General features: G+C 33.1%; 17 protein-coding genes. 10 read left to right on the forward strand and 7 right to left on the reverse strand.

Going from position 1 to position 24,833, the window contains the following annotated elements:
• The first annotated feature begins 77 nt into the window (after nucleotides 1-77).
• Nucleotides 78-1,214 (forward strand): methionine aminotransferase, encoded by a 1,137-nt coding sequence (locus tag D1816_RS14450; protein WP_369886370.1) that lies wholly within the window; start codon nucleotides 78-80, stop codon nucleotides 1,212-1,214.
• A gap of 29 nt (nucleotides 1,215-1,243) precedes the next feature.
• Here the strand turns inward: D1816_RS14450 and dinB are convergent, their stop codons facing one another.
• On the reverse strand, nucleotides 1,244-2,302 hold the full coding sequence (dinB, locus tag D1816_RS14455; protein ID WP_233565349.1) for a DNA polymerase IV: 1,059 nt from the start codon (nucleotides 2,300-2,302) through the stop codon (nucleotides 1,244-1,246).
• Nucleotides 2,303-2,511: 209 nt separating this feature from the next.
• Between dinB and D1816_RS14460 the strand changes: the two genes are divergently transcribed.
• From D1816_RS14460 to D1816_RS14495, 8 genes are all read left to right on the forward strand, one after another.
• On the forward strand, nucleotides 2,512-3,171 hold the full coding sequence (locus tag D1816_RS14460) for an NAD-dependent epimerase/dehydratase family protein (protein ID WP_118503732.1): 660 nt from the start codon (nucleotides 2,512-2,514) through the stop codon (nucleotides 3,169-3,171).
• A gap of 539 nt (nucleotides 3,172-3,710) precedes the next feature.
• On the forward strand, nucleotides 3,711-4,409 hold the full coding sequence (locus D1816_RS14465) for a hypothetical protein (protein WP_147405146.1): 699 nt from the start codon (nucleotides 3,711-3,713) through the stop codon (nucleotides 4,407-4,409).
• 60 nt (nucleotides 4,410-4,469) lie between these two features.
• The gene (locus D1816_RS14470; protein WP_118503736.1) at nucleotides 4,470-5,579 is read left to right on the forward strand and encodes a helix-turn-helix domain-containing protein; all 1,110 of its coding nucleotides are present in this window, start codon (nucleotides 4,470-4,472) and stop codon (nucleotides 5,577-5,579) included.
• A 59-nt stretch (nucleotides 5,580-5,638) separates the two neighbouring features.
• Complete coding sequence (locus D1816_RS14475) at nucleotides 5,639-6,439, forward strand: DUF2911 domain-containing protein (RefSeq protein ID WP_240338671.1); 801 nt, start codon at nucleotides 5,639-5,641, stop codon at nucleotides 6,437-6,439.
• 50 nt (nucleotides 6,440-6,489) lie between these two features.
• Complete coding sequence (locus D1816_RS14480; RefSeq protein ID WP_066320385.1) at nucleotides 6,490-6,957, forward strand: CYTH domain-containing protein; 468 nt, start codon at nucleotides 6,490-6,492, stop codon at nucleotides 6,955-6,957.
• A gap of 116 nt (nucleotides 6,958-7,073) precedes the next feature.
• The gene (locus D1816_RS14485; protein ID WP_233565347.1) at nucleotides 7,074-7,979 is read left to right on the forward strand and encodes a hypothetical protein; all 906 of its coding nucleotides are present in this window, start codon (nucleotides 7,074-7,076) and stop codon (nucleotides 7,977-7,979) included.
• 284 nt (nucleotides 7,980-8,263) lie between these two features.
• Nucleotides 8,264-9,163 (forward strand): hypothetical protein, encoded by a 900-nt coding sequence (locus D1816_RS14490; RefSeq protein WP_066320223.1) that lies wholly within the window; start codon nucleotides 8,264-8,266, stop codon nucleotides 9,161-9,163.
• 337 nt (nucleotides 9,164-9,500) lie between these two features.
• A complete protein-coding gene (locus D1816_RS14495; protein WP_147405147.1) occupies nucleotides 9,501-10,379 on the forward strand; it encodes a transporter in 879 nt (292 codons plus the stop codon).
• 90 nt (nucleotides 10,380-10,469) lie between these two features.
• Here the strand turns inward: D1816_RS14495 and D1816_RS14500 are convergent, their stop codons facing one another.
• From D1816_RS14500 to D1816_RS14510, 3 genes are all read right to left on the reverse strand, one after another.
• A complete protein-coding gene (locus tag D1816_RS14500; RefSeq protein WP_118503744.1) occupies nucleotides 10,470-12,407 on the reverse strand; it encodes a T9SS type A sorting domain-containing protein in 1,938 nt (645 codons plus the stop codon).
• 266 nt (nucleotides 12,408-12,673) lie between these two features.
• On the reverse strand, nucleotides 12,674-15,028 hold the full coding sequence (gene pbpC / locus D1816_RS14505; protein WP_118503746.1) for a penicillin-binding protein 1C: 2,355 nt from the start codon (nucleotides 15,026-15,028) through the stop codon (nucleotides 12,674-12,676).
• A 19-nt stretch (nucleotides 15,029-15,047) separates the two neighbouring features.
• Nucleotides 15,048-15,344 (reverse strand): antibiotic biosynthesis monooxygenase, encoded by a 297-nt coding sequence (locus D1816_RS14510; protein ID WP_118503748.1) that lies wholly within the window; start codon nucleotides 15,342-15,344, stop codon nucleotides 15,048-15,050.
• Between the two features lie 414 nt (nucleotides 15,345-15,758).
• Between D1816_RS14510 and D1816_RS14515 the strand changes: the two genes are divergently transcribed.
• Nucleotides 15,759-17,999, forward strand: a complete 2,241-nt coding sequence (locus D1816_RS14515) for a M12 family metallo-peptidase (protein ID WP_118503751.1) — start codon at nucleotides 15,759-15,761, stop codon at nucleotides 17,997-17,999.
• Between the two features lie 78 nt (nucleotides 18,000-18,077).
• On the opposite strand, the gene D1816_RS14520 is transcribed toward D1816_RS14515, so the two are convergent.
• From D1816_RS14520 to D1816_RS14530, 3 genes are read right to left on the reverse strand one after another with little or no spacing between them, the layout of a single operon-like run.
• Entirely contained in the window at nucleotides 18,078-18,878 is an 801-nt protein-coding gene (locus D1816_RS14520) for a DUF418 domain-containing protein (protein WP_118503753.1), read from the reverse strand.
• A gap of 2 nt (nucleotides 18,879-18,880) precedes the next feature.
• Nucleotides 18,881-19,225, reverse strand: a complete 345-nt coding sequence (locus D1816_RS14525) for a hypothetical protein (RefSeq protein ID WP_118503755.1) — start codon at nucleotides 19,223-19,225, stop codon at nucleotides 18,881-18,883.
• 23 nt (nucleotides 19,226-19,248) lie between these two features.
• Nucleotides 19,249-24,774 (reverse strand): alpha-2-macroglobulin, encoded by a 5,526-nt coding sequence (locus D1816_RS14530; protein ID WP_118503758.1) that lies wholly within the window; start codon nucleotides 24,772-24,774, stop codon nucleotides 19,249-19,251.
• Nucleotides 24,775-24,833: the final 59 nt, after the last annotated feature.

Consider the following 24,833-nt stretch of genomic DNA (forward strand, 5'->3'; position numbering starts at 1 on the left):
TTTGAAATATAGAATTAACTTTAAACAAAAAACAGTATTGTTTTTTACATTTATACTAATTTTACCATATGCAAAATATGAATTCCAAACTTCCGCAAGTTTCTACAACTATTTTTACGGTAATGAGTAAACTTGCATCACAGCACGATGCTATCAATTTATCACAAGGTTTCCCTAATTTTGGAGCAAGCCCTAAACTAATAGACTTGGTGACCCAAGCCATGCAAAAAGGATATAACCAATACGCCCCCATGCCTGGTTTACCTTCTTTAAGAGAAATCATCGCGCATAAGACAAATTCATTGTATACATCTAATTACAATCCTGAGACAGAAGTAACTGTCACATCAGGTGCTACGCAAGCAATTTTTACCATTATTGCTGCATTTGTACATCCTGGGGACGAAGTAATTGTTTTTAAACCTGCATATGATTCTTATGAACCTTCAATAGAATTATATGGCGGAACGATCGTTCCAGTTCAGCTCTCTGCACCTGATTTTAATGTAGATTGGCAAGATGTAGCGTCAAAAATCACTTCTAAAACCAAAATGATCATTATAAACACCCCTCATAACCCAACAGGCAGCGTTTTATCTAAAGATGACATGTTGCAATTAGAAAAGCTTTTAAAAAATACCGACATCATTTTATTAAGTGATGAAGTATATGAACATATTATTTTTGATGAGCAACAACATCAAAGTGCTGCGCGATTTCCTGGATTAGTAGAACGATCATTTATCACGGGTTCTTTTGGAAAAACTTTTCACACAACAGGTTGGAAAATGGGGTATTGTCTTGCGCCAGAAGCTCTTATGGTTGAATTTAGAAAAGTGCATCAATATAATGTATTTTGTACTAGCCACCCCATGCAATATGCACTTGCCGAATATTTAAAAACTCCAGATCATTATCTCTCACTTCCAGATTTTTACCAAAAAAAGCGGGATTTATTTTTATCACTACTCAAAGATTCTCGTTTTACGTTTTCCCCTGCTTCAGGAACATATTTTCAAATACTGGGATATTCAAAAATTACGGATGAAGGTGATATGGCTTTTGCCGAGCGATTAACAAAAGAACATAAAATTGCATCGATCCCCATATCTGTCTTTAATTTAAACCAACAAGATGATAAGGTATTGCGCTTTTGTTTTGCCAAAACGGAGGACACTATAAAACGTGCTGCAGATATTTTGTGCGGGATATAGCTACAATTGGAAAAACCCTGGAATTCTAATTAAAAATCAAAGCGCAATTGTATAATCTCGACTTCTTCTTTTTCTTTTTTTTGATCTTGACCTGTATTGAGGTTGGATAACGAAATTCCTAAAAGTCGGACAGAGTTTTTCATTTTATCTTGATACAATAACTCTTTTGCTGTTTCTAATAAAATAGTAGCATCGTTTACAAAATAAGGCAACGTCTTACTTCGGGTTTGCAAGGTAAAATCACTGTATTTTATCTTTAAAGTAACTGTTCGCCCGGCTACTTTGCTTCTTTTTAATCTTTTTTGAAGTTCTTCGGCAATATTTTCTAGCCGTTCTAACATATAAATTTCAGAAGATATGTTTTCGCTAAACGTTCGTTCTGCTGCAAGAGATTTTCGTTCTCGATTAGGTTTCACTTCACTTTTGTGTATACCTCTTACAATTCTATAATAATGCCCTCCAGATTTACCAAAGTGTTGTGTAAGGAATTCTTCGGATTTTGATTTTAAATCTTTGCCAGTATAAATCCCCATTTGATACATCTTTGCTCTGGTTACTTTTCCTACACCATAGAATTTTTTGACATCCAGATCTTCAAGAAAATCGATAACTTCTTCTGGGTTTACAGTTTTTTGTCCGTTTGGTTTATTATAATCACTGGCAACTTTAGCAATAAATTTGTTAATTGATATCCCGGCAGAAGCTGTTAAACCTACCTCATCCAAAATCTGCTGTCTTATTTCTTGAGCAATTAAGGTGGCGCTTGGATTACCCTTTTTATTTTCGGTAACATCAAGGTATGCTTCATCGAGAGATAGTGGTTCTACCAAATCTGTATATTGAAAGAATATTTTTCTAACTTGAGATGAAATCTCCTGATAACGATCAAATCGAGGTATAACAAAAATTAAATCCGGACAAAGTTTTCTTGCTGTAAATCCTGGCATTGCTGATCGTACTCCAAACTTTCGGGCTTCATAACTAGCTGCACTAACTACCCCACGTTTACCACCACCACCAACAGCTAATGGTTTTCCTTGCAGTTCTGGATTATCCATCTGTTCTACAGAAGCATAAAATGCATCCATATCTACATGAATAATTTTTCTATTAGCAAGTACTTCCTCCACAGTACAAAAATAAGGGATATTGATCATTCAAATTGTAATATCTTTATACAGAATAAAAAAAGGAGATTAAACATACTTCTTCTGTCATCTCGAGCGGAGTCGAGAGATATTTCTGATCGTATTGCACCTCGACTCCGCACGGTGTGACAGTTAATTATTTAATCAAAATGTCAAAAACTGCAATTATATTAGGCGCCACAGGATTAACGGGTAGTATTTTGCTAAAAATGCTAATTGAAGACACTAGATATCATAAAATCAAGTTATTTTCTAGAAAAGGTTGCGGCATTACTCATCCTAAAATAGAAGAACATTTAATTGACATGCTGCAATTAAGAGATCAAGCTGAGAAATTTACCGCCGATGAAGTTTTTTGCTGTATTGGTACCACTAATGCAAAAACTCCTAATAAAGAATTGTATCACCAAATTGATTACGGAATCCCTGTAAGCGCTGCAAGATTGTGTAAAACCAATACAATTAATACACTTATCATTGTTTCTGCTCTTGGAGCTGATTCTGAAAGTCGGATTTTTTATAATAGAACCAAAGGTGAAATGGAAAAAGCTGTTTTAGAATTCGATATTTCAAAGACACATATACTCCAACCATCTCTAATTGCAGGAAAAAGGAATGAAAAAAGATTTGGAGAATATTTCTTTAAAATCGTTATGAAAATAATGAACTCTTTATTTTTAGGTCCATTAAAGAAATATCGCTCTATACATCCCGAAACGATAGTCTCGGCAATGATTTGGCTTGCAAATCATGAATTTAATGAACAAAAGATTGTTTCTGATAAAATAAAAGCTCTCGCGATTTCTTGATTGATAAAAAGCCCGAATATCTCTATTCGAGCTTTTCCATATACGTTTATACAAGATTACTCAGTACAAGAACAAGTTATATAATCAAATTCACACGGCTCAAGAGGTTCACAACCTCTATAACGTTGTCCAAGAATTGTGCTTTGTTCTTTTTTACTAAGGATTTTAATTGTTTTTAAATCTAATAAATTTTTCATTTTAAAAAGGTTTTAAAAGTTATACATATATCCTTGATTCTTTTAAGACGTAAAGGATTTCGTCTTTCTTTGGCCAAAGAATTGTTTTAAAACAGAATTAAGTCTTTTTATTGGTAATTTAGACTTACACTAATATTACAAAACTTAAGAGAGAAGTCTAAAAATCAATTGTTATGAAATTCACAATTAACTTGAAATTTAAAATTTAAGTTAAATATCTATAAATGATACGTACACATACGGTATTTGTACGTCTTAAGCCCCATTTTTATTCACTTTTTCAAAAACCACATATACATTTGTTTCAAATAAATTTTAATTCTTAAAAATTCAATGAAACTTATGAAATTAATAAAAATTGCAGCTTTAGGACTCTTAGTATGTCTGTCTAATTTTAGTCTAAATGCACAATCTAAGAAACAGTCTTATAGTTTTAAAAAAGGTGAAATACTAGACATCTTACTCCTAACAACAAAACCAGAAGGAGGTGCATTATTTGATCGCTATAAAAAAACAGCTTTTCCTGTTGCATCAAAAAGAAGCTATAAACCACAACCAGGGTTTATTATCAAAGAAAGTACACAAAGTAGTTTTCATCCTCAGAATTTCCTATTCGGAAAATGGGATAATTTAGAAAGCAGAGAAAAGTTCTTAGCCGAAATCGAAACTGAAGTTCCAGATTTTCACAAACAACGTAGAGATATTTGGTCTATCTTTAATATGACCTATTATGAAATGACTAAAGACATCTCCTTCGAAATCGATAGGAATAAATATAATGTTGTAACCTCGTATTGGAAAAAAGATGCTAATGCATTTAATACTTTCAAAAAAGAATGGATACAAAAATCTAAAAATAAGGGTGGAAAAAACATTCTTGCTCTTACCAAAGGCATATCTCCTTTAGGTTATTACTACAACCCTGATTATATGGTGATTACACAATGGAAAAACAAAGCTGCTTTTGATGCTTTTTACAAAGAAAATCTTAAAATGAATCACAAAGGAGTAAAAGATGTTAATCAGTTTGTGATTAACTAACTATTTTGTACTCTAAATTCAGAAAAAGTATTCGAATTATAAAACACTCAAAACTGCGCTATGCAATCTATTTTAAATCAACTTGTTTATTTTGGATATTTACAAAGTATATTTCTATTGCTTATCTATGTATTTTCTCCAAAAAACAGAAAGAACATCAATGAATATATTGCCATTTTTGTGCTGGTTTTAATGATTGGGCTCACGGGTCGAGTATTGTTTTTATCCGGAATTTTTGGCGCTAATCATCGCTTAATTGTTTTTTCTGAATTTGCTACTTTATTATTTGGAGCAACAATCTATTTGTTTACTAGATCTTCTTTACTTGGAAAACGATTTTCAAGTAAAGATCTATTACATTATGCCCCTGCTTTTTTCTACAATACTATTGCAACAATAATCTTTATACTACCTTCTGACGAGATTATCAAAGAACGAATTGATAGTGGAGAACAATTTAGAAACATACTTTTATGTGTGGGTATTGGACTAATTTTTAATATCACGTATTGGATAATGAGTCTAAGGTTATTTTTAAAATTTAGAGCAAAAATTCAAAATGAAATTAGTTATACTGTACAAAGTCGATTTTTTTTAAATTTTTTAATTGCTATTGGTCTGTGTTTATTGTGTTGGACAACTATGTATTTTTCATGGATAGCAGGTTCCACTCTTTTCAATAAATCCGCATGGCAAATTATTTGGTTAAGCATTGCCTCTATCATTCTTTTTATCGCATTTTACGGAATGAAAGAGCCTGATTTATATAAAATCACCTCATTGGTAAAAACAAAAAAGTACTTACAATCAAAATTATCTAATGAGGATCTTACCCAATTAAAATCAAATCTAGATCGATTAATGGAAGAAAAAAAACCGTTCCTCAATCAAAAATTATTAAAATCCGAATTAGCCGAAATGATTGGGGTAAGTAATCCTGAAATAGCTAGACTGCTAAATGAAAGGATTGGGATGAATTTCTTTGAGTATATTAATTACTATCGTATTAAAGAATTTGTAGAGCTTGCCAAATCTGATAAAGCCAAGAACATGACTTTTTTTGGGCTTGCGCAAGAAGCAGGGTTTAATTCAAAAACTACTTTTAATAAATCCTTTAAAAACCTAATGGGAACTACTCCAAAAGATTATTTCTCGAATAATACACACTAATCTATAAAACTAAAACCATGATAAAAATTCTCTACCTAATCATACTTTGCGCACTAAGTATGACTACCACAATTACCGCACAAATTAAGACTCCAGCACCTAGTACATCTGCAAAAGTTATACAAACTGTCGGACTTACAGATATTGAAATTGCATATTCCAGACCCAGTGCCAACAATCGTTTGATTTTTGGAGATCAAGGCCTCATACCATATGGTAAGTTATGGAGAACCGGAGCAAATGCAGCAACCAAAATTACTTTCGGTGACGAAGTAACCATTTCTGGGAAAAAATTGAAAGAAGGCGCATATGCTATACTTACAAAGCCTGGTGCTTCAGCATGGGAGGTCTACTTTTACACCTATGAAACTGGTAACTGGAGTAGTTATAAAGATAAAAAACCAGCATTAGTAGCAACTGTCAACTCAATTCTGACAAATGATAAAACAGAAACGTTAACTATCGGTTTTGATGATATCAAAATGAATAGTGCTTCACTTTTATTTTTATGGGAAAATACAAAAATAGCATTACCTTTTGTTGTAGACGTTGACGATAAAGCAATGGCTAGCATAAAAAGTACTCTCGCCGGCCCAACCGCAATTGATTATTTTAGAGCAGCTTCTTATATGCATGATGCAGGTAAAGACTTAAACACGGCATTATCGTATATTCAAAAAGCAAATAACAGCAATCCACGATTCTTTCAGTTAAGGAGAGAAGCACTTATTCTTGCCGATCTTGGCAGAAAAAAAGAAGCTATTGTAGCTGCAAAAAAATCTACTGAATTAGCTATTAAAGCTAAAAATGATGATTTTGTTCGACTTAATGAAAAATCTATCAAAGAATGGTCTAAATAATAATTATTGTGTAGTATATACCGATGGGTTTACTGTATCTTCGTTATACTATGATTGAAATAGAACGTAAATTCCTGGTTTCTTCAGAAGCTTTTAAGAAAGTATCCAAAACAAGTACTCGCATAGTACAAGGATATCTAAATTCTAATCCAGAACGCGCAGTACGTGTTCGAATTAAAGGTGAGAAAGGCTTTCTCACTGTAAAAGGAAAAAGTAATAACACTGGTACCTCTAGATATGAATGGGAAAAAGAGATTAACGTGGTCGAGGCAGAGCAACTCTTAGCACTTTGTGAAAAAGGAAAAATTGAAAAAATACGATATGAAATACCTTCTGGAAATCATATTTTCGAAGTAGATGTCTTTTCTGGTGAAAATCAAGGATTAATTTTGGCAGAAATAGAATTAAATCAAGAAGATGAACCTTTTCTAAAACCAGATTGGTTAGGTAAAGAAGTTACCGGAGATATACGATATTTTAATTCTAATTTAGTTAAAAATCCTTTTCGATTTTGGTAAAAAAAAGGCCTTAAGTTTTAGTTTTTTTTAATTAACAAAACAGTAACATATTTTAACCGTAAGGCATGTGCAATTAAAACGTCTAAGCGGACTTATTATTAACCAAAAACATGAATATGTTACACAAATCTAAGCGATCCTTAATAGGGATCATGTTACTTATGTGCCCTTTTTTATCGGCTTTGGCACAAATCCCAGTAAACGGATTCTACCCTGAAAAACACTCACTTACAATTGCACCTAGTTACTCGTTTAAAAGTTCTGATCAATTTTATAGAGGATCTACCCTGTCTGAAGGAAATCCAGCTGGTTTAGGAGAAATTTCTTCTTCTATTATTTCCTTTTATGGACAATACGCTATCTTGGATTGGCTATCTACAACAGTTACTTTACCTTTTATTAGCATCGAAAGTGAAGATGGTGCATTAGATCCCGTTCAAAATGTAGCACAAGTTGAAGGAGTCCAGGATTTAGGACTGTTTGTAAAGGCAAGAGTGTTAGAAAAAAACTTCGACAATTCTTCTAAGATCACTTTAGGAGGAGCTTCTGGAGTTACTTTCCCTGTTGGAGATTATGAAGGAGCTGGCGTACTTTCTTTAGGTAATCAAGCAACAACCGTTAATGGTTCGGCTATTTTTCAATACACCACACCTTTTAAAATATTTAGTGAAATTCAACTGGGATATAGTTTGCGTAATAGTAGTGATTTTGATATCCCAAATGCAATGATGTATGCAGCAAAGCTTGGGTATCACAATAACTTATTTTATGTTCATACCAAACTAGAGATACAAGATTCTATGTCTGGTTTTGACATTGGTACTCCAGAATTTGGTGCTGCTGGTGGTCCTGCTATTTTGCCAGAAACCGAAGTAGATTATACTAATCTATCTTTTGATTTTTATGTTCCTGTTTATAAAAATACAATAGGTGTTTCTGCAGGTTATGCAGCAACATTAACAGGAAGAAACTACAACAAAGAATCTGGTGTATCTTTTGGGTTAGTCTACAATGCAAGATAAATAGCTAAACCAAAATACTATTTCTTATTTATATATTCTATTGTATATGTTGATAGCCTATATACAATAGAATATATAAAACTTTTATAAAGCAAGGCAAAGCATAAATTCCTACATACAAATGAAGAATTTACCTACTTGTATACCTTAACAAAACAACAGAAACCCCATAAATAATTGATATTTAAATACTTATTTAGATATTTTAACACCATATTAACGTTAATTTTTGTTAAAACCATGATAAATCCCTAATTTCATGTAACTAACTTAAATTAATGTGTATGCAAACTACTTCTAGAAATTTGATATTGTTACTGTTTTTATTATCAATATCGTCAATTACTGCACAGACCATAATAAATGGTTTTTTTCCAAACAAAAAAGAACTCACTGTTGCATCATCCTACTCTTTAAAAAGTTATGATAACTTCTATAGAGGAGAAACACTTACTGCCGGCAATCCTGCTAATATGGGAGAAATATCATCATCGATTTATAGTTTATATGGAGAATACGGTATTTTAAACTGGTTATCAACCTCTGCTACTATTCCATACATCTCGGTTGAAAACGAAACTGGGGCACTTGATCCTGTGCAAGGTGTTAGTCAAGTTGAAGGCGTTCAGGATTTAAACGTATTTCTTAAAGCCAAAGTCCTAGATAAAACATTTAGAAACAGCTCTAGAATATCTCTAGGTGGTGCTACTGGTGTTACCGTACCTGTTGGAGGTTATGAAGCAGCTGGTGTATTATCATTAGGTAGCGGAGCTACTGTATTTGACGGTTGTGGATTTGTACAGTTTACTACCCCATCTAACTTATTTCTTGAAGTACAAGCAGTTTATAGTTTAAAAAATAGTTCTGACTTTGAAATACCAGATGCAGTTATGTATAGTGCTAAACTCGGTTATTATAACGATTGGTTTTATGCACATGCTAAAATTGGTGTTCAAAACTCGCTAAGCGGATTTGATATTGGCTCACAAGAATTTATAGATGCTGGTGGTCCAAATGCTTTACCCGAAGCCGAAGTTGATTATGCCAATTTCTACTTAGATCTTTATGTGCCACTCTATAAGAAGACTCTAGGTGTTTCTTCAGGGTATGCCGTAAATATGGATGGTCAAAATTACAATAAAGAATCAGGCTTTTCATTTGGACTAGTGTATACTGTTAGATAAATTAATCATATTCATGTTGTTATCCCCCAATGACAACATTTTATAATCACCATCAGACTAAATTTAGTTTTGATGGTGATTGTATTTTAGGTAATATCAACTTTTTTCTTTTTGTTTATCACGTATCTCTTCCTAAACCTCATTAAGCTTTTAGACATAAAATAGTGTAAAAATATCAAAAATTGAGTATTTTATCGATAATATTTGCATTATATGGATTTTTTAAATACTTTACGCTAAATTATTTACATAATTTTAACACTTAACTCCATTTTTTAACCAACCAAAAATATTCAACGCCTATGATACTATGATTACAATTTCTACCCCCAAAAAGATGATCTTACTACTATTATTAGTAAGCGTCTCATCACTATCTGCCCAAACTATTCTTAATGGCTTTTTTCCGAAACAGAATGACTTAACCATTGCTTCATCCTATTCATTTAAAAGTTATGATAATTTTTATATGGGTGAATCATTATCCCAAGCTAACCCTGCCAATATGGGAACAATATCATCATCGATTTTGAGTCTTTACGGAGAATATGGTTTTCTAGATTGGTTATCAACAACTGTGACAGTTCCTTATGTATCCGTAAGAAATGAAAATGAAATTGCAGACCCTATTTTGGGAAGCAGTGAAATAGAAGGTGTACAGGATTTAAGCCTATTCTTTAAAGCCAAAGTTTTAGAAAAAGAATTCGATAATGCTGCTAAATTATCTCTTGGCGGTGCTACTGGAATTACATTACCTATTGGTGGATATGAAGAAGCCGGAATTTTATCTATTGGTAGTGGAGCAACAGCTTATGATGGTTGTGGATTTGTTCAATTTTCGACTCCTTCGAATCTATTTATAGAACTACAAGCCGCTTATAGTTTAAGAAGTAGTTCTGACTTTGATATTCCAAATGCCATGTTGTATAGTGCAAAACTTGGATATTACAATAAGTGGTTTTATGCACATGCAAAAGTTGGTGTTCAAAATTCATTAAGTGGACTTGATATTGGTACACAAGAGTTTATAGATGCTGGTGGTGCTAATGTTCTATCTGAAACTGAAGTAGATTACACCAATCTTAACTTAGACCTTTATGTACCTGTTTATAAAAATAACTTTGGAATATCTACAGGATATGCCGTAAACATGGATGGAAGAAATTATGATAGAGCTTCTTCTTTTTCTTTAGGCTTAGTTTATAAAACCAATTAATCTAAAAAAAACACCATCAAAACCAGTTTTGATGGTGTTATATACTTGAATCAATTGCACTATTTTAACGTGGTTTTTATAATTTTTGAATTATTCAGAAATTACGAACTTCTTCACTACAGAGTTATTGTTTTCTGTAATTTTTAGAAAGTAAGAACCTCGGGGCAATCTATTTACATCTAACTGTAATTTTCCTGATTTAATATCATGATTAAAACTCTTTGTCTTAATAACTCTTCCTGCAATATCTAATATTGATATACTAATACTAGATCCTTCTTTAATTTTGTAACCAATATTAAGAATATTGGTAGTTGGATTAGGATACAGGTTTAAGTTATTTAATGCAATAGCATTAACGGTTCCTTTTGTAGTTGTTGCTACAACTCTGGTTGTACCTACACAAAAGTTTTTAGTTTCTGATGACGCAAAAGAAGCTCCTGATGCAAGTGTACCTGATGCATCTGTTAATGCATAAGATCCAGAACCATAACTACAACACATCCCGTCACCATACGTATCATTAATCGTTAAGTCATAACAACCAGACTCTAAACAAAGATCTATTGCTAATGTACTTCCATCTGCTTGATTTGGATATGTTCCTCCAGATTTAACTACGACACCTTTGCTATCTTTGACAGTCCAGCTTGTTTCTTCTGGATAATCATCAAATTTAAGTGTAAGCGTAACATCTGTACATGTCGGAGGGTTACCTCCACCACCATCAGGGTCATATCCATCAATTTTCTTAAGACCACTTCCAGGTGCCAACCATTGCTGGAGATTAGGAAATGAAAGATCAAAACGTCCGTAAAGGTCAGACAAATTATTACCGCAGGCAGCTCCACCTCCGTGTAATTGACCAACAATTCTTTTATTTTGATCAAATAATGGTGATCCCGACGAACCTGGTTCTGTAGTACCGTCATCCCAATCATTTACTTCCCAATGTGTATCTACAGTGTTTCCGTTAAAAGTTCCTATAGACGGTGCATCGTTATCAAAGGAGATTTTTTTAACATCTCCACTAGGATGATGAATTCCTGTAGTTTTAGTTGGGTTAGCGCCTGTAGCGTCCCATCCAGAATAATACACTTTATAACTGCTAGGAGGGGCTGTTGATAATCTTAACAATGAATAATCTGTAGCAGCTCCTTTTTTAAGCAATTGTGATCCTGAAACCGATTGATTTAGGGATCCATCTGTATTATTGCAACCGGCAGATTGGTAGTTAAAAACAAATACCCAATTGGATGTATCACTACCGGTACAATGATTAGCTGTTAAAAAATATGGAGTTCCATCGTTTGCTGTATTATTAATCAATGCTCCAGTACAAAATCTACTTCCATTTGCTAATGTAATTAATGCAACAGATCTAATTTGATCTTTCCAAGGGTTCCCTTCTGCGCAGTTAACATTGTTATTACAAGAACCAGAATCCCCAAAAGCTTTAGCTAAGCCATAAATACCTCTGTAATCATGAGCTACTTTAGCGATTTGTAAAGATGGGTTTTCATTAACTAAGCTAGGCTGATAATACTCAATAATTATCTTATCACCCATTATAGGAGCTGTACCCAATTTTCTTGATTCTTTATTATTTAATGCTGTAAAAGCTCCTTTAACATCTGTTTTATCTTCGTTGTAGATAAATAATTTAGATCCTTCAGGTAAATAAAAATTAGAAAAGGTAAGATTAAGGGATTTTGCTCCTTTAGACTCTAACTCTAGTAGCCAAAATTTATCCCCATTCTCATTCGTAAACCACTTCCCAGAATTTTTTGGGTTTAGGTTTACATCATGAGCATATGCAAAACGTAAGGGAACATCTTTTGATGCTTCTTCACCATCTTCTTTTAGCAATTTTACAACATCAACTTTGGGTAATTCTACTGTTGAAATTTCGGTAGATTTCGAAAAATTTTCTTTCGAAAATAAGGGCTCTCCACCCTGACTAATTTGCGCATAAGCGCTCGTAATTAAGCATAAAAATATGCTTAAACTAATGGTTAGGTTTCTCATTTTAAGAGTATTTGTGTTAAATATAGTACAATTGGTCAATATTAGTTAAATATACAACTCTTAAAAAAATAATCCATCCCCTAAACGCTTCTTTTTATGACTGTTAAGAAAAGATTAACTAGATAACTTATGGTTCTAACAATGATTTAACACAAAAACAAAAAAAAGTTAAACCATTAAATTACAGTTAGTTACGGGTTTCAAATATAAAAGTCACTTTAAAACCTTATGTTTAAAATTAAACTAATCAATTATTATAGTTTGGACTATTCTTTAACCGTTAGTTTTCTTTTTAGCTCATTACCTTTTTCATCTACGATTGTAATTAAATGATCTCCTACTTTGGGTAATACAGGCATTTCATGAAATTGCTTTGTGGTTCCTACAAATTGGTTATCTATATACCAAAAGACTCTAGTTTCTGGATCTGTATGTGCAATTTTAAGAACGACTTCATTGATTTTACCATCAAATCCTTTAGGTAAATAGACGCTGCTATTTTTTTTAGGAAAAATAAAATCCATTCTTGCCTGAGATTCTTTTATACAATCTGATCGATAAGGCGGTAGTGACCTATAATCGGCATTATTTGTTTTGAAGAAATACTCTTGTAAGGGGGGCAATACAAACCATGGTTCATGGATAATCTCGGTAATTGGCTCACATGATGAGTTAACACGATATTGCATACTTAAATCTAAGTGTACTAATTTATGTAAAGAACAAGGTCTGGTTTCTCTACCAGAAATAGGAATATACATTTGTTTTGTAGGGCAATGATTACTGGCCAAAAAGCCACTTTTAGAGCAAACATTAGTCATTACTAAGTCATCATAGGGGATTGGAAACCATTTTGAATCAGGTAATAGATTAAAAACATCAAATAATACGGGAGCTGCAGCATTTAATCCTGTTAATCCAGGACGTCCCTCTCCATCTGCATTGCCAATCCAAACACCAATGACATGATTTTGGCTTGTTCCAATAGCCCAAGCATCTCGGTTTCCAAAACTTGTTCCTGTTTTCCAGGCAATTTCTTTAGAAGAATCATAAAACTCCCATGCTTCGTCTCCCTCTGGACGATTAACTTTTTTCATAGCCTCGTATGTTAGCCATATACTTCCTGCTCCGTATATTGGTTTTTGGCTAGTTTTCTTTCCGAAATCGACACTATCATCTGCTAGAATAATAGGTTCTGCAAACTCATTTATAAAATATTCACTTGATGTATCTTCAAAATGTTTTAAAGTACCCGTAAACCCGGCATAAGTTTTACACAAGTCCCATAAATTACCCTCTGCTCCACCAACAATTAGTGATAATCCATAATGATCTGCACTGTATGTTAAGCCTTTTATTTTAAACATGTTTAACTCCTCTCTAAATCTCTGTAAACCGTACTGTTGTAGCAATCTAACTGCAGGAATATTTAAAGAACGAGCAAGAGCTCTGCTCGCGGGAACAGCTCCGCTATAACTCTCATCATAATTTTTAGGAGTATATCCTGCAATGACAGTAGGAACATCAGAAACTAGTTGTTGCGGCAGTAACTCTCCTTTATCCATCATAGCAGCATATAATAGCGGTTTTAATGTACTACCTGTACTTCTGTTCGCTTTAATGATATCAACATCTTTTTGATGATTTTTATCTGTACGGGTATTACCCACATAACTTAATACTTTTCTTGTATCTACATCCATTATCAAAACTGCCATATTATGAACTTCATTTTGTTTTAATGATTCATAATGTTTTGATACTATTTTATTTACTTGTTTTTGTACTATTAGATCGATGGTAGTTTGTATTCTTTTACCAGTATGTTTTTTTGCTATTCTATCTAACAAATGAGGCGCAGTTTGTGGCAATACATAAGGTTTGCTAGGTAGCGTTTCACTAATAGCCAACTCATACGTTAAGGAATCTATTGTACTTTGCTGCAAAAGTGTTTCTAATAATCGATTCCTTTTTTGCTTTAAACGTTCTTGATTTTTACCTGGATATATTAATGAAGGGGCATTTGGCAATACCGCTAGAGTTGCACTTTCTGCCCAAGATAATTGATACGCGGGCAATCCAAAATATCGCCATGCAGCCATATCGATACCAACAACATTACCTCCGTATGGAGCATGAGATGCGTATAGCTCTAAAATGTTTTCTTTTGAAGTACTAAGTTCTAACCGTGTGGCCAGAATGAGTTCTTTTAGTTTTTCAAAATAGGTTCTACGTTGGCCTTTTCTAGATAGACGAATAACTTGTTGTGTTATGGTACTACCACCACGAACGACTTTTCCTGCTTTACTATTTTCTTGGATTGCTTTAAGAATGGCTACTGGATTAAATCCAAGGTGTCGATAAAATTGCTGGTCCTCAAAGGCAATAATACATGCTTTAAATTTATTTGGAACACTATCTGTTTCAGGGAAACGCCACTGGCCATCACTTGCAATTTTTGCTCCTAATAATGTTCCATTTTTAGTCTCTATTACTGTTGCTGTTGGATTTTCAAACAAAGGAGTTGGTAAACAGAAATAATACCATATCACTACTAATCCAAAAACAATAAAACGCTTTGGATGTTTTTTGATATAATTCTTAATTTTTATTCTATTCATTTATCCTACTAAATAAACATTAGTTTTCTAAAACAGAAACATAATGCTGAACAACTGGAAATGGATCATAAAAATGATGCAAAAGGGTTTTCCATTCTTGATACCCTTCCGATTTACGAAAACCCTCTTCATGATCAGCAATAGTTTTCCATTCTACTAGTAAAAGATATTTATCTTCTTCCTCTACACATTTAAGTAAATCATGGCGTATGTATCCTTTCATGGTTATAATTATGCTTTGCGCTATTTTAAAAGCTTTTTCAAACATTTCTGATTGATTAGGCCTTATATATAAAATTACTTGTTCTAAAATCATAATAATTTAAAGTAATACGTATTATTAATTTTCATAGGTAAGACCATTATTATTCATGTATTTGATTTACATGTTTTTAGCATTATTACTCTTAAAAAAAGTCTAATTGGCATTAAAAAATCGAAATATATCAATACCCTACAAATTCTAATTCACATTAAACGAATACTAAAAACATATATCGTTTCAGAGATACTGCCTCTACATTTACTGCAACAATCAAAAAATTACCTTCTTGTTTAGAGTATCAAAACTAACATTTCTAATCATTTAAGCACTACTTTTTTGAAACAATGGAATAATCACACGATTTAAAAGGAGGACGTTGAAAGCGTCTTATTGTGATTCATTTACACTAAATAACGATCTGTATTTTGGTCAACCAAAACACAAAACCTCTAAAACCTAACTATTATGAAAAAAAATTTCTTTTTAGTATTCACTCTTTTTACAGCAATTTCCTTTGCTCAAACCAAACCTAAAACTCCTAATCAAAGAGTAATACAAGAAAAAAATGCCGGAGCTTTATTTGAAACCGTTAACCTTTTTAATAGTGTTGTCAAAAGTAAAGTGGGTGAATTAGTACCATCTGAATTTAAAGAATATACTATTTTTTCTTTCGACAAAAGCCAGTTAGCTTCTTTTAAATCTAACGCGCCAACAACTATAAACTTATCTATTCCAGATCAAAAATCTGAAATGTCTCTGGAATTGGTTAAAGCAAGAATTACTACAAATGATTATCAAATTATTGAAATGCCATCTGGTAAAACCATTAAACCTGATGACCAATTGGTACACTATACAGGTATTGTAAAAGGGGAACCAAACTCCGTAGTAGCTATAAGCTTTCTTAATGATGAAATTTCGGGAATTATTAGTTTTGGTAAAGAGTCCAGTAATCTTGTTATAGGCAAACTTAAGAATAGTAGTAATCAAATCATATACAGGGATAATGACATCTCTCACCTTAATAATTTTGCTTGTCAAGCCCTTGACAATCCAGAAAAAGAATCAACACAAAAGCAATTTTCAGGCAATAGTCTAGAAAAAGCTGCGATAAAGTCCCCTAAAATCTTTTTTGATATTGCAAATGATATAGTAAAAGATAAAGGTGGTGCACAAGGTGCTTCAAACTATATAGAGGCCCTATTTAATCAGGTTGCAGTATTATATGCGAATGATAATATTAGTATTCGCTTATCGGGAATAAAAGTATGGACCTCTACTGCTCCTTTTAGTAATGATTTAAATAAGTATCGTGAGTACAGAAATAAAAATAGTTTTAATGGAGATTTAGGACATCTTGTAACCTATAATTATTCTGGTGGTCTTGCTTGGGTAAATGGCCTATGCGGATCTTACAAATATGGAGTTTCAGGTATTCACAAATCATTCAAAAATGTTCCTACTTATTCTTGGTCCGTATTAGTAGTTGCACACGAATTAGGTCATAATTTAGGTTCGCCTCATACACAAGATTGTAAATGGAATAATAATAACACAGCGATTGATGGATGTGTCGATACCGTTGGCGGATGCGCAAAACCAGGTATACCTTCTGGTGGAGGTACTATAATGAGTTATTGTCATGTTACCAGTGCAGGCACAAATTTTAATAAAGGTTTTGGACCTCAACCTAAGGCTCTTATTATAAGTACTATCAACTCTAAGGGTTGTATCGGAAATATCCAAAATCCAAACTGTAATTGGTCCAAAAAACCTGGAAACGGTACTGATATTGGCGCTGGATCAAATAAAGTATACGTTGTGGGCACGAATAAATCCATATATCGCTGGAATAATAGCAACTGGATTAGAATGTCTGGAGTAACAGCAAAACGTATTGACGTTGCCTACGGGTCGCCCTATATTGTAACAGATAAGAATGAAATTTATCGAAATCTAAGTAATACTAGATGGACAAAGGTCCCAGGAAAAGCATTCGATATTGGAGGTAACCATAATACACTTGTTCATATAGGTAATGGAAATAATATTTATAGCTATGCCGGAGGCGGAAAATGGAATCTTCTACCTGGTAATGGAAAAGGTATACGTATCGATGTTGCAAATGATGGAAATCCTTGGATCGTTGGCACTAATAACCATATCTATCAATATATTGGTTCTACCAATAAATGGAGTAAAAAAGGAGATTTTAAAGCATCAGATATATCAATTTCTCGAGAAGGTGATGTATGGGCACTTCAGTTAAATAGTGGTATTCCTCATAAATATAAAGGCTCTGGAGTATGGGAGAAATTTAATGGAATCTTGACTAACATTTCTGTACAAGATAATGGTCATCTTTGGGGAGTGAACAAAAACACAAATATTTATGAAAACACTTGCGTTTCAACGGCTAATATTATTGAAGCTCCAATAGTAAGTGCACTAGAAACAGACGAAGTAAAAATTTATCCAAATCCTGCAAAGGATATTTTGAATATCGAATTAAATAGTCAAAACGATATATTTAACCTCGATATTAGTGATATTAATGGAAAAATTTTGCAAACCCATTTAATTGATACAAACCCAAATACTAATACTACTAAAAGTTTAGATGTTAGTGAGCTTACTACTGGTATTTATTTTGTTAAAATGAAAGGTGAAAAAAAGATAATTACACATAAGATATTTATTGAATAGATATCTTATGTCACTTATTTAAAAAGAGGAAGCCATGGCTTCCTCTTTTTAGTTAGTTTCAATTCACTCTTTTACTGCTTACATCTTTATCCAAGTTATTTTTCTCCAAATTTTCTCAAGAGGTCCTTGTTCATATTTTTCCAACCACCATGACGAGAATTTCATTTGAAATATTAACGCTAAAATGCCTATCAAAAAAGTAGTAAATGATCCACAATATTTATAAAGTCCAGCTCCCCAACCATAATATAGTATGGCACCTATAATCGACATTAAAATATAATTTGTTAACCCCATTCGTCCAAAATCCGAAAATTTTGCTGCCCATACTTTGCCATTGTTATGACGCCAAATAATAACAATAAGTGATAGCATAAAGAACATCATAACAAGTTTAAAGTAACCATCTATAATAGGTTTAAATATTCCTAAATGCAATTTATTTTCAATATGTTGAACCCATACATCTCCTATTACATCAAATATCAAACACAACATAAATGTCAATACCAGAAAATGATACCAAAATCGAAGAGGTTTGTCTGTTAACATTTTAGTTTTACTAAAATAAACTCCTAAAAAAAATAGTCCAGGTATAGCAAATATTCGCCCTACGTTCCAGCTCCAAACTATTGACCCTTCATATCCAGAGGTTAAATTAATCTTTAATACTTCTAAAAATGATCCATCCACAAGGAACTCATTAATATTAACCTTTGGGTATGGAAGTCTGAAATCAATAACACTATTATTAATTAAATAACTTCCAAAAGTGTATATATTAACGGGGTTAATTAGGAGTACAATAGAAAGAATTAGAATACTTCGATTACTCATATATGGAGCAATTACCAACGGTAGTCCAAGAATGGCATACATAATCAAAATATCTCCCCTAAAAAAACCAAGTGAAATATCCCTAGAACGATTAATATAAACATTCTCCAAAAATGTCTTAAGAAATACGTCTCTCCTTTAGCTACTCTATTTTCATGAATAATCCAATAACTTAATCCAAACAATAATGAAAAAAGAGCAAAAGCTTTTCCTGAAACTAACAAGAATAGATTATCCCAAACCCATCTATCTATTCTTATTAACCAAGGAATATTATAAATTGGTTTTTGATAAAAATCAAAATGTTCAATATGATGAAGTAATAAAATGCCTGCTAAAGCTAGCCCTCTTAGTGCATCAATTAATACAATTCTATTGTTATTTGCCATTATTAATTACAAAGTAATCATTTCTATTTCACAACCTCTACCCATTTTCCTTGGCTACGCACTATATAGTCATTATCATACATAGCTTCACATTGGATACCCGGTAAGTAATATTTACCTAAATAAGATGCATTTAATAAAATAGTCATCGTTTTACTTTCTTTAGGTTTTAAATTAAAATAGAAATTAACTCGATCATCTCGTATATCAGTATGGGTAACTTTATTCGCTTTAAATGATCCAAAATCTGTAAAACGGGTGTTTACTACTTCCCATCCGGAGGGGAAAATTTCGGTTAAAGCAATATCCTTTACTTTACTATTAGACGTATTGGTAATGGTTACTTCTGCTACAAAATCTGTTCCTTGACTTAGTTGTTTAACATCAATAATTTTACCTTCTCTTGTTTTATAATCGACAATAGCCTTAAAATTATTCTGAATAATTTTTTCTTTTCCAACAGGTAATATCCCATTAGTAGCAAGTTGAACAAAAACAGTATTGTCTTTATTATTTTTTAATACTAAAGTGTTATTCTTTTGCAATATTACGTCACCAGAGGTTGCTATTGTTTTATTAGTCTCGGCATTAGTTGATTTACCATTTAAACTGTATGTTACATTTATTCCTTTTCCTCCAACATATGATGCATATTTAGCCATTGCTAATAATGCATATGAAGTAGTTTGGGTACTCATCCAACTCTTGGATGATAATTCTTTAGCTAGATCTACTGCTATTTTTTGTGCGTTAGCCTTTTGATCTAATGCGACTAAGGTTTCTAATGCCATTGCACGGTTGCGATTCGTAGATCCATATGTATAGTAGTAATATCTCCTAGGTTCAAAATGTATCGTAGCGCCATTAAGCAGCTCTTTTGCGGCTGTTTCTTGTCCTACTAATCCATAAGCTATAGCTAACCTTAATTTAGCTTCATTTGAAAGCCCTGAAGTTTCTCGTAAACGATTCATTGATGCAAGGTCAGGACTATCTGCCAAAGCCAATGTATACAATCTATAAGCTTGTGCGAGATCATTACCCCCATTACGCCATCGTTTAGCTTGTTGTTGTTGATAATTAATCCAATTGCTTTTAAAGCCAATTGGTAACACATATCCTTGTTTATTTGCTTCTAATAAAAAATGACCTGCATAAGTGGTACCCCAATCATTAGGGTTACTATATCCGGGCCAATAAGACATCCCACCATTAGGTTGAATGTATCGCTTAAGTTTATTAATTGCAGCTTCTACATTTTTCTGAATTTTTTGTTGTTGATCAGATGGAAGGTCAAATATGTTTCCAAGATATAACTGAGGAAAGGCTGCAGAGGTTGTTTGTTCTACACACCCATGAGGATATCGAATTAGATATTTTAATCTACTTTCAAAATTCATTGGTGGTAATGAAGATATCTCGATTGTGGCACTATTAGTTCCAGAAATCCCAAAAGCAGCAAAGTCAACTTCTTGTTCACTATTAGGTTCTAATACAACTGAGGTTACTTCTGTTGTCATTGGGTTTGGATTGACAATATCAATTGAAACCTTGTAAGATGCTTTTTCTCCGGCTCCATTTGCTATAACTTCGATATCTGTAATTGATGCTCCTTCTAAAACTTCTATATCAAAATAAGCCATTTTTTCATCGGGCTGAGCGAATGATAACTTCTTTTGTGGTTCTCCGATAACTGTAAATCCTTTATTCGGTTTTAGGGTTACGGTTACATCTTTTACTTTATTTTCCATTGCAAAAACAGTAACTGGAATAGTAACTTTTTCACCCGGTGTAATTTTTCGTGGTATCGATGTTAATACCATTAGGGGTTTACGAACAGGAGTTGTTTTATCAACACTACCATATGCGGCATTATCTGCATCTGAAGCCACAATCATAGTTCGTACAGATCCCACGTACTTAGGTATTTTAATTTGATGCGCTCTGGTTTCTCCTTTTTTGAGTTCAAAAGGTCCTTTGTACACTACCATTGGTTTAAAACGGTTTGCTTTTTTAGCCTTACCTCCACCGGCTTCTGCATCACCTCCTATACTAAATACTTGATTTATACTTCCGCCATAGGCTCCGATTACATCATCATATATATCCCACGTTTTTACACCAAGAGCTTCTCTAGCATAAAAAGTATTCCAAGGGTCAGGAGTTTTAAATCGAGTAAGATCTAACAAACCTTCATCAACTATAGCAATAGAATACGTCATTGATTTCCCTTTTGTTTCTCCTACTTTGATTGTGATTGTCTCTTCAGGACGTAGTACATCAGGCATCGTAATTTTAGGCTGCACTTTAGTATTTGGGTCTTCTACAGAAATCGGAACTACACCATATAATCGTATAGGCAGGTCGTTTGCCGTTGAAGCATGCGGTTGCAATAACGTGATATGGATATACACATTAGGAGTATATACCTGATCAATTGGCAATTCAAATTTAGTTTCTCCTTTTTGAGGTGTAACCCATTGCGATGTTAACACTTCCGTTCCATTTTCGACAGTGACCAAAGCTCTACCTCCTTCACTAGAAGGAAAAGTAACTATGGCTTTCTCACCTACATTATAGGTGTTTTTATCTGTTGAAAACAAGAGCATTGTTGCTGCCGAAGGATCGTTTTTACGAGATTTTCCAGCCCACCCCGGCCAATCAATATACATTGTTTTTCCTGTTGCATGTCCCCCATTTGGATCTACGACTCTCACTAAATACCTCCCCCATTCTGGGTACTTTAATTCAAAATTGAAACTTGTCTTACCTTGACTATTTGTAGTTACTTTAGTCTTAAATACTTCGTTACGATATGAACTTCTGTTGTATTGTGATAAATTATCAGAACTGCTATCCCACCACCATCTCCAATGTACTTTGTACACATAAACTTCTAGGTTTTTTACTGCTTTTGGATTTCCTTTTTCATCAACAGCAACCACATCAAAATTATGCTTGGTATCGGTAAGAAGCATTCCTCGTGCTTTATCTCCTTTAGGAACATTGATTCCTACATAAGTTGAATAAGGCGAAAAATCTTTACTAATCACATCGGTACTAAAATCACCTCCATTTTCATATACCTTGGTGATAAAAGATGCTCTCAACATTCCCGCAGCTTTATTCGTAAGTTTTGATTTTAAGTTAAAACTAGCTTTTCCATCTGCAGATAACTTTCCTTTGAACACCTCTTGTTCTTCGGTATTAAATCGACGTGTTGGATCATCAAAAACATAGCCCGGAAACGTTTTAAAACTAGTCTTTTTAGAAGTAAATCTGGCATTAATATCAGATTTAAGATTTCTAGCAATAGCACCGTGTAACCAAAGTGCTTCAACATTTCCTTTTATGGTTGCGTTACTACTTAGTACTTCATCGTCAAAAGTAGTTTTTATCTTAAGTCGATTAGGTTTTATGGTTTCAATTTTTAAAGCCTTGGTAAAACTTGCTCCACCCACTTGTACTTTAGCCTGCCAATTTCCTGTAGGTGCCTCTTGAGCAGTATTCACTGCAAAATTATACACGTTATTCGTTCCTTCAGTTTTAGTATCTTGATACGTTACTTTACCATAAGGATCTCTTAATTCAAATTTTACAGGATGTCCTTGTGGTAGTTTATTTGCATTATCATTAAGCATAAATGATAAAAACAAGGTGTCTCCTGGTCTCCATACCCCGCGTTCACCATAAATAAAACCTTTAATCCCTTTTTGAAGTCTTACTCCAGAAACATCAAACTTACTCACTGACAAAGCGTTACCATCATCTAATTTTACATAGGTTTGTTGCTTACCAGACGTAGCAATTGCAAAATAAGCCGGTCGATCTGCATCAAAACCTGTCATTCCTTGGGCATCGGTAGTGGTAATACCCATTTCTTGTTGCTGATAGTTATAAAATCTGACTTTTACATTAGGAATAGGGTTGGTTGTAATAATATCATTTACCGTGACCATATACGAATGGTTAAGGCCTTTTTTGATTACAACCCCAAGATTAGACGCTAATATGTTTGCTCCTATTTTTTTATTTCTGAAATAAGAATTACTACATGGGTTATCACGTTCTTGCCAGTTATACCCATTATAACTTTCATAGTAATATTGTGAACTATCCCAAAAACTGGATGCTGACTCTTCATCGTATGTTTCTGCTAATTCTTGAATAGTTGTATCGTCTGCTTTTACACCATCACATTTGTATAAAGAATGCACCTTACGATATCTAAGTTCTACACGATAAATCGCACCTGGATCTGGTGTAATCAATGTTTTTAAATCTATGGCAAAAGCGTTCCATTTGCTCAAATTTAATGAAGCATTTTCTTGAAGATTAATGAGTTTTTTAGCGACTGGTCTTGCAACGCTTCTAAGATTATTAACTCCGTTAAGATTATTACTTTGCAAAAACTGAAGTACATTATCTTCAAAAACTTTAATCACCTGTACTTCTACTGCACGTAGATTAACAGCTTCAAAATTAAATTTTAAATTATCTGATGTTGGTAAAATCACTCCATTTTGTAAAAGCCGAACCTCTGGTTTTGGCTGTTGAAAAGATACTTTCTCTGTATAGGTATTCTTAAGTTTATAATTATCTGTACTTTGAATACCTTCAAAAACGGTTACATCTAATGTTCCCTTAAGTTCCTTTTTAGGATATACTTTTAGTACATTTCCATTCACAGTATATTTAAGTCCGTTGGCTCCTGAAATGGTGACTAAACCATTAAAATTTTGACTTTTCTTTAAGGGGTCTGAGAAATTAACTTCAACATATTGGTTATCTACATTGGCTACAGAAACGCTGATCACCGAAAAATTATTTTTACCAGGAATTGACAAAACGTTTTCTCCTTGAGTATCAATCTTGAATTTTTTACCAGACCATTTAATTTCAACTTCAGAATCGTCTTCAAATCGTTGAATACTATCTATTCTAAAGCCAAATTGTCGGCTCTTATCAATGGTCTCACTAAAAGTAATATTTACATTTTTTCCTTTTTGTGAAGCTGTAATTAGTTGTTTTGCAATGTCAAACTTTAATTGATCACTAGTCGTCAATGTGCCATCTATGTACTGCCAATCTTTACTATAGGACTGTAAATTATCGGTAATAACCGAAAATTGTTGCTTTAATGTTTTTACTGTAAATACGAATTCTTCATCTAAACCTTCCTTAATATCTTCTACTAGATCTTCAAGGTCAAGAGTAAAAGTATATTGTGTATCTTCTTTAAACCCTTCATCTGGTTGAAAAGAGATCGTGCGATTATTTACAGCAATTACTTTTCCTTTGACATTTGGAGAAACCTTAAATAGGCTTTTGGGTAATTCTTGATTATCATCCCAACCTTTTACGGGTGTTTGCAATACAACATATACATTATCCAACACAGAAATTACTCCCGAAGAAACATCAGAGATATAATCTCGATATTTAGTAACTTCTGAAGCATTAGCTCTGGCAATAGATTGCTCATCTTTTTTCTTACATGAAAATAGCAACGTTACACAAAGTAACGCATAGAAGATTTTTGTTAGTCGCATAAAAAGATTGGATTTTGTTGACTTTATAAATGTAAGATAATTTTTAAAGTCTTGAAGCG

It is taken from the genome of Aquimarina sp. AD10 (assembly GCF_003443715.1).
GTDB lineage: Bacteria > Bacteroidota > Bacteroidia > Flavobacteriales > Flavobacteriaceae > Aquimarina > Aquimarina aggregata.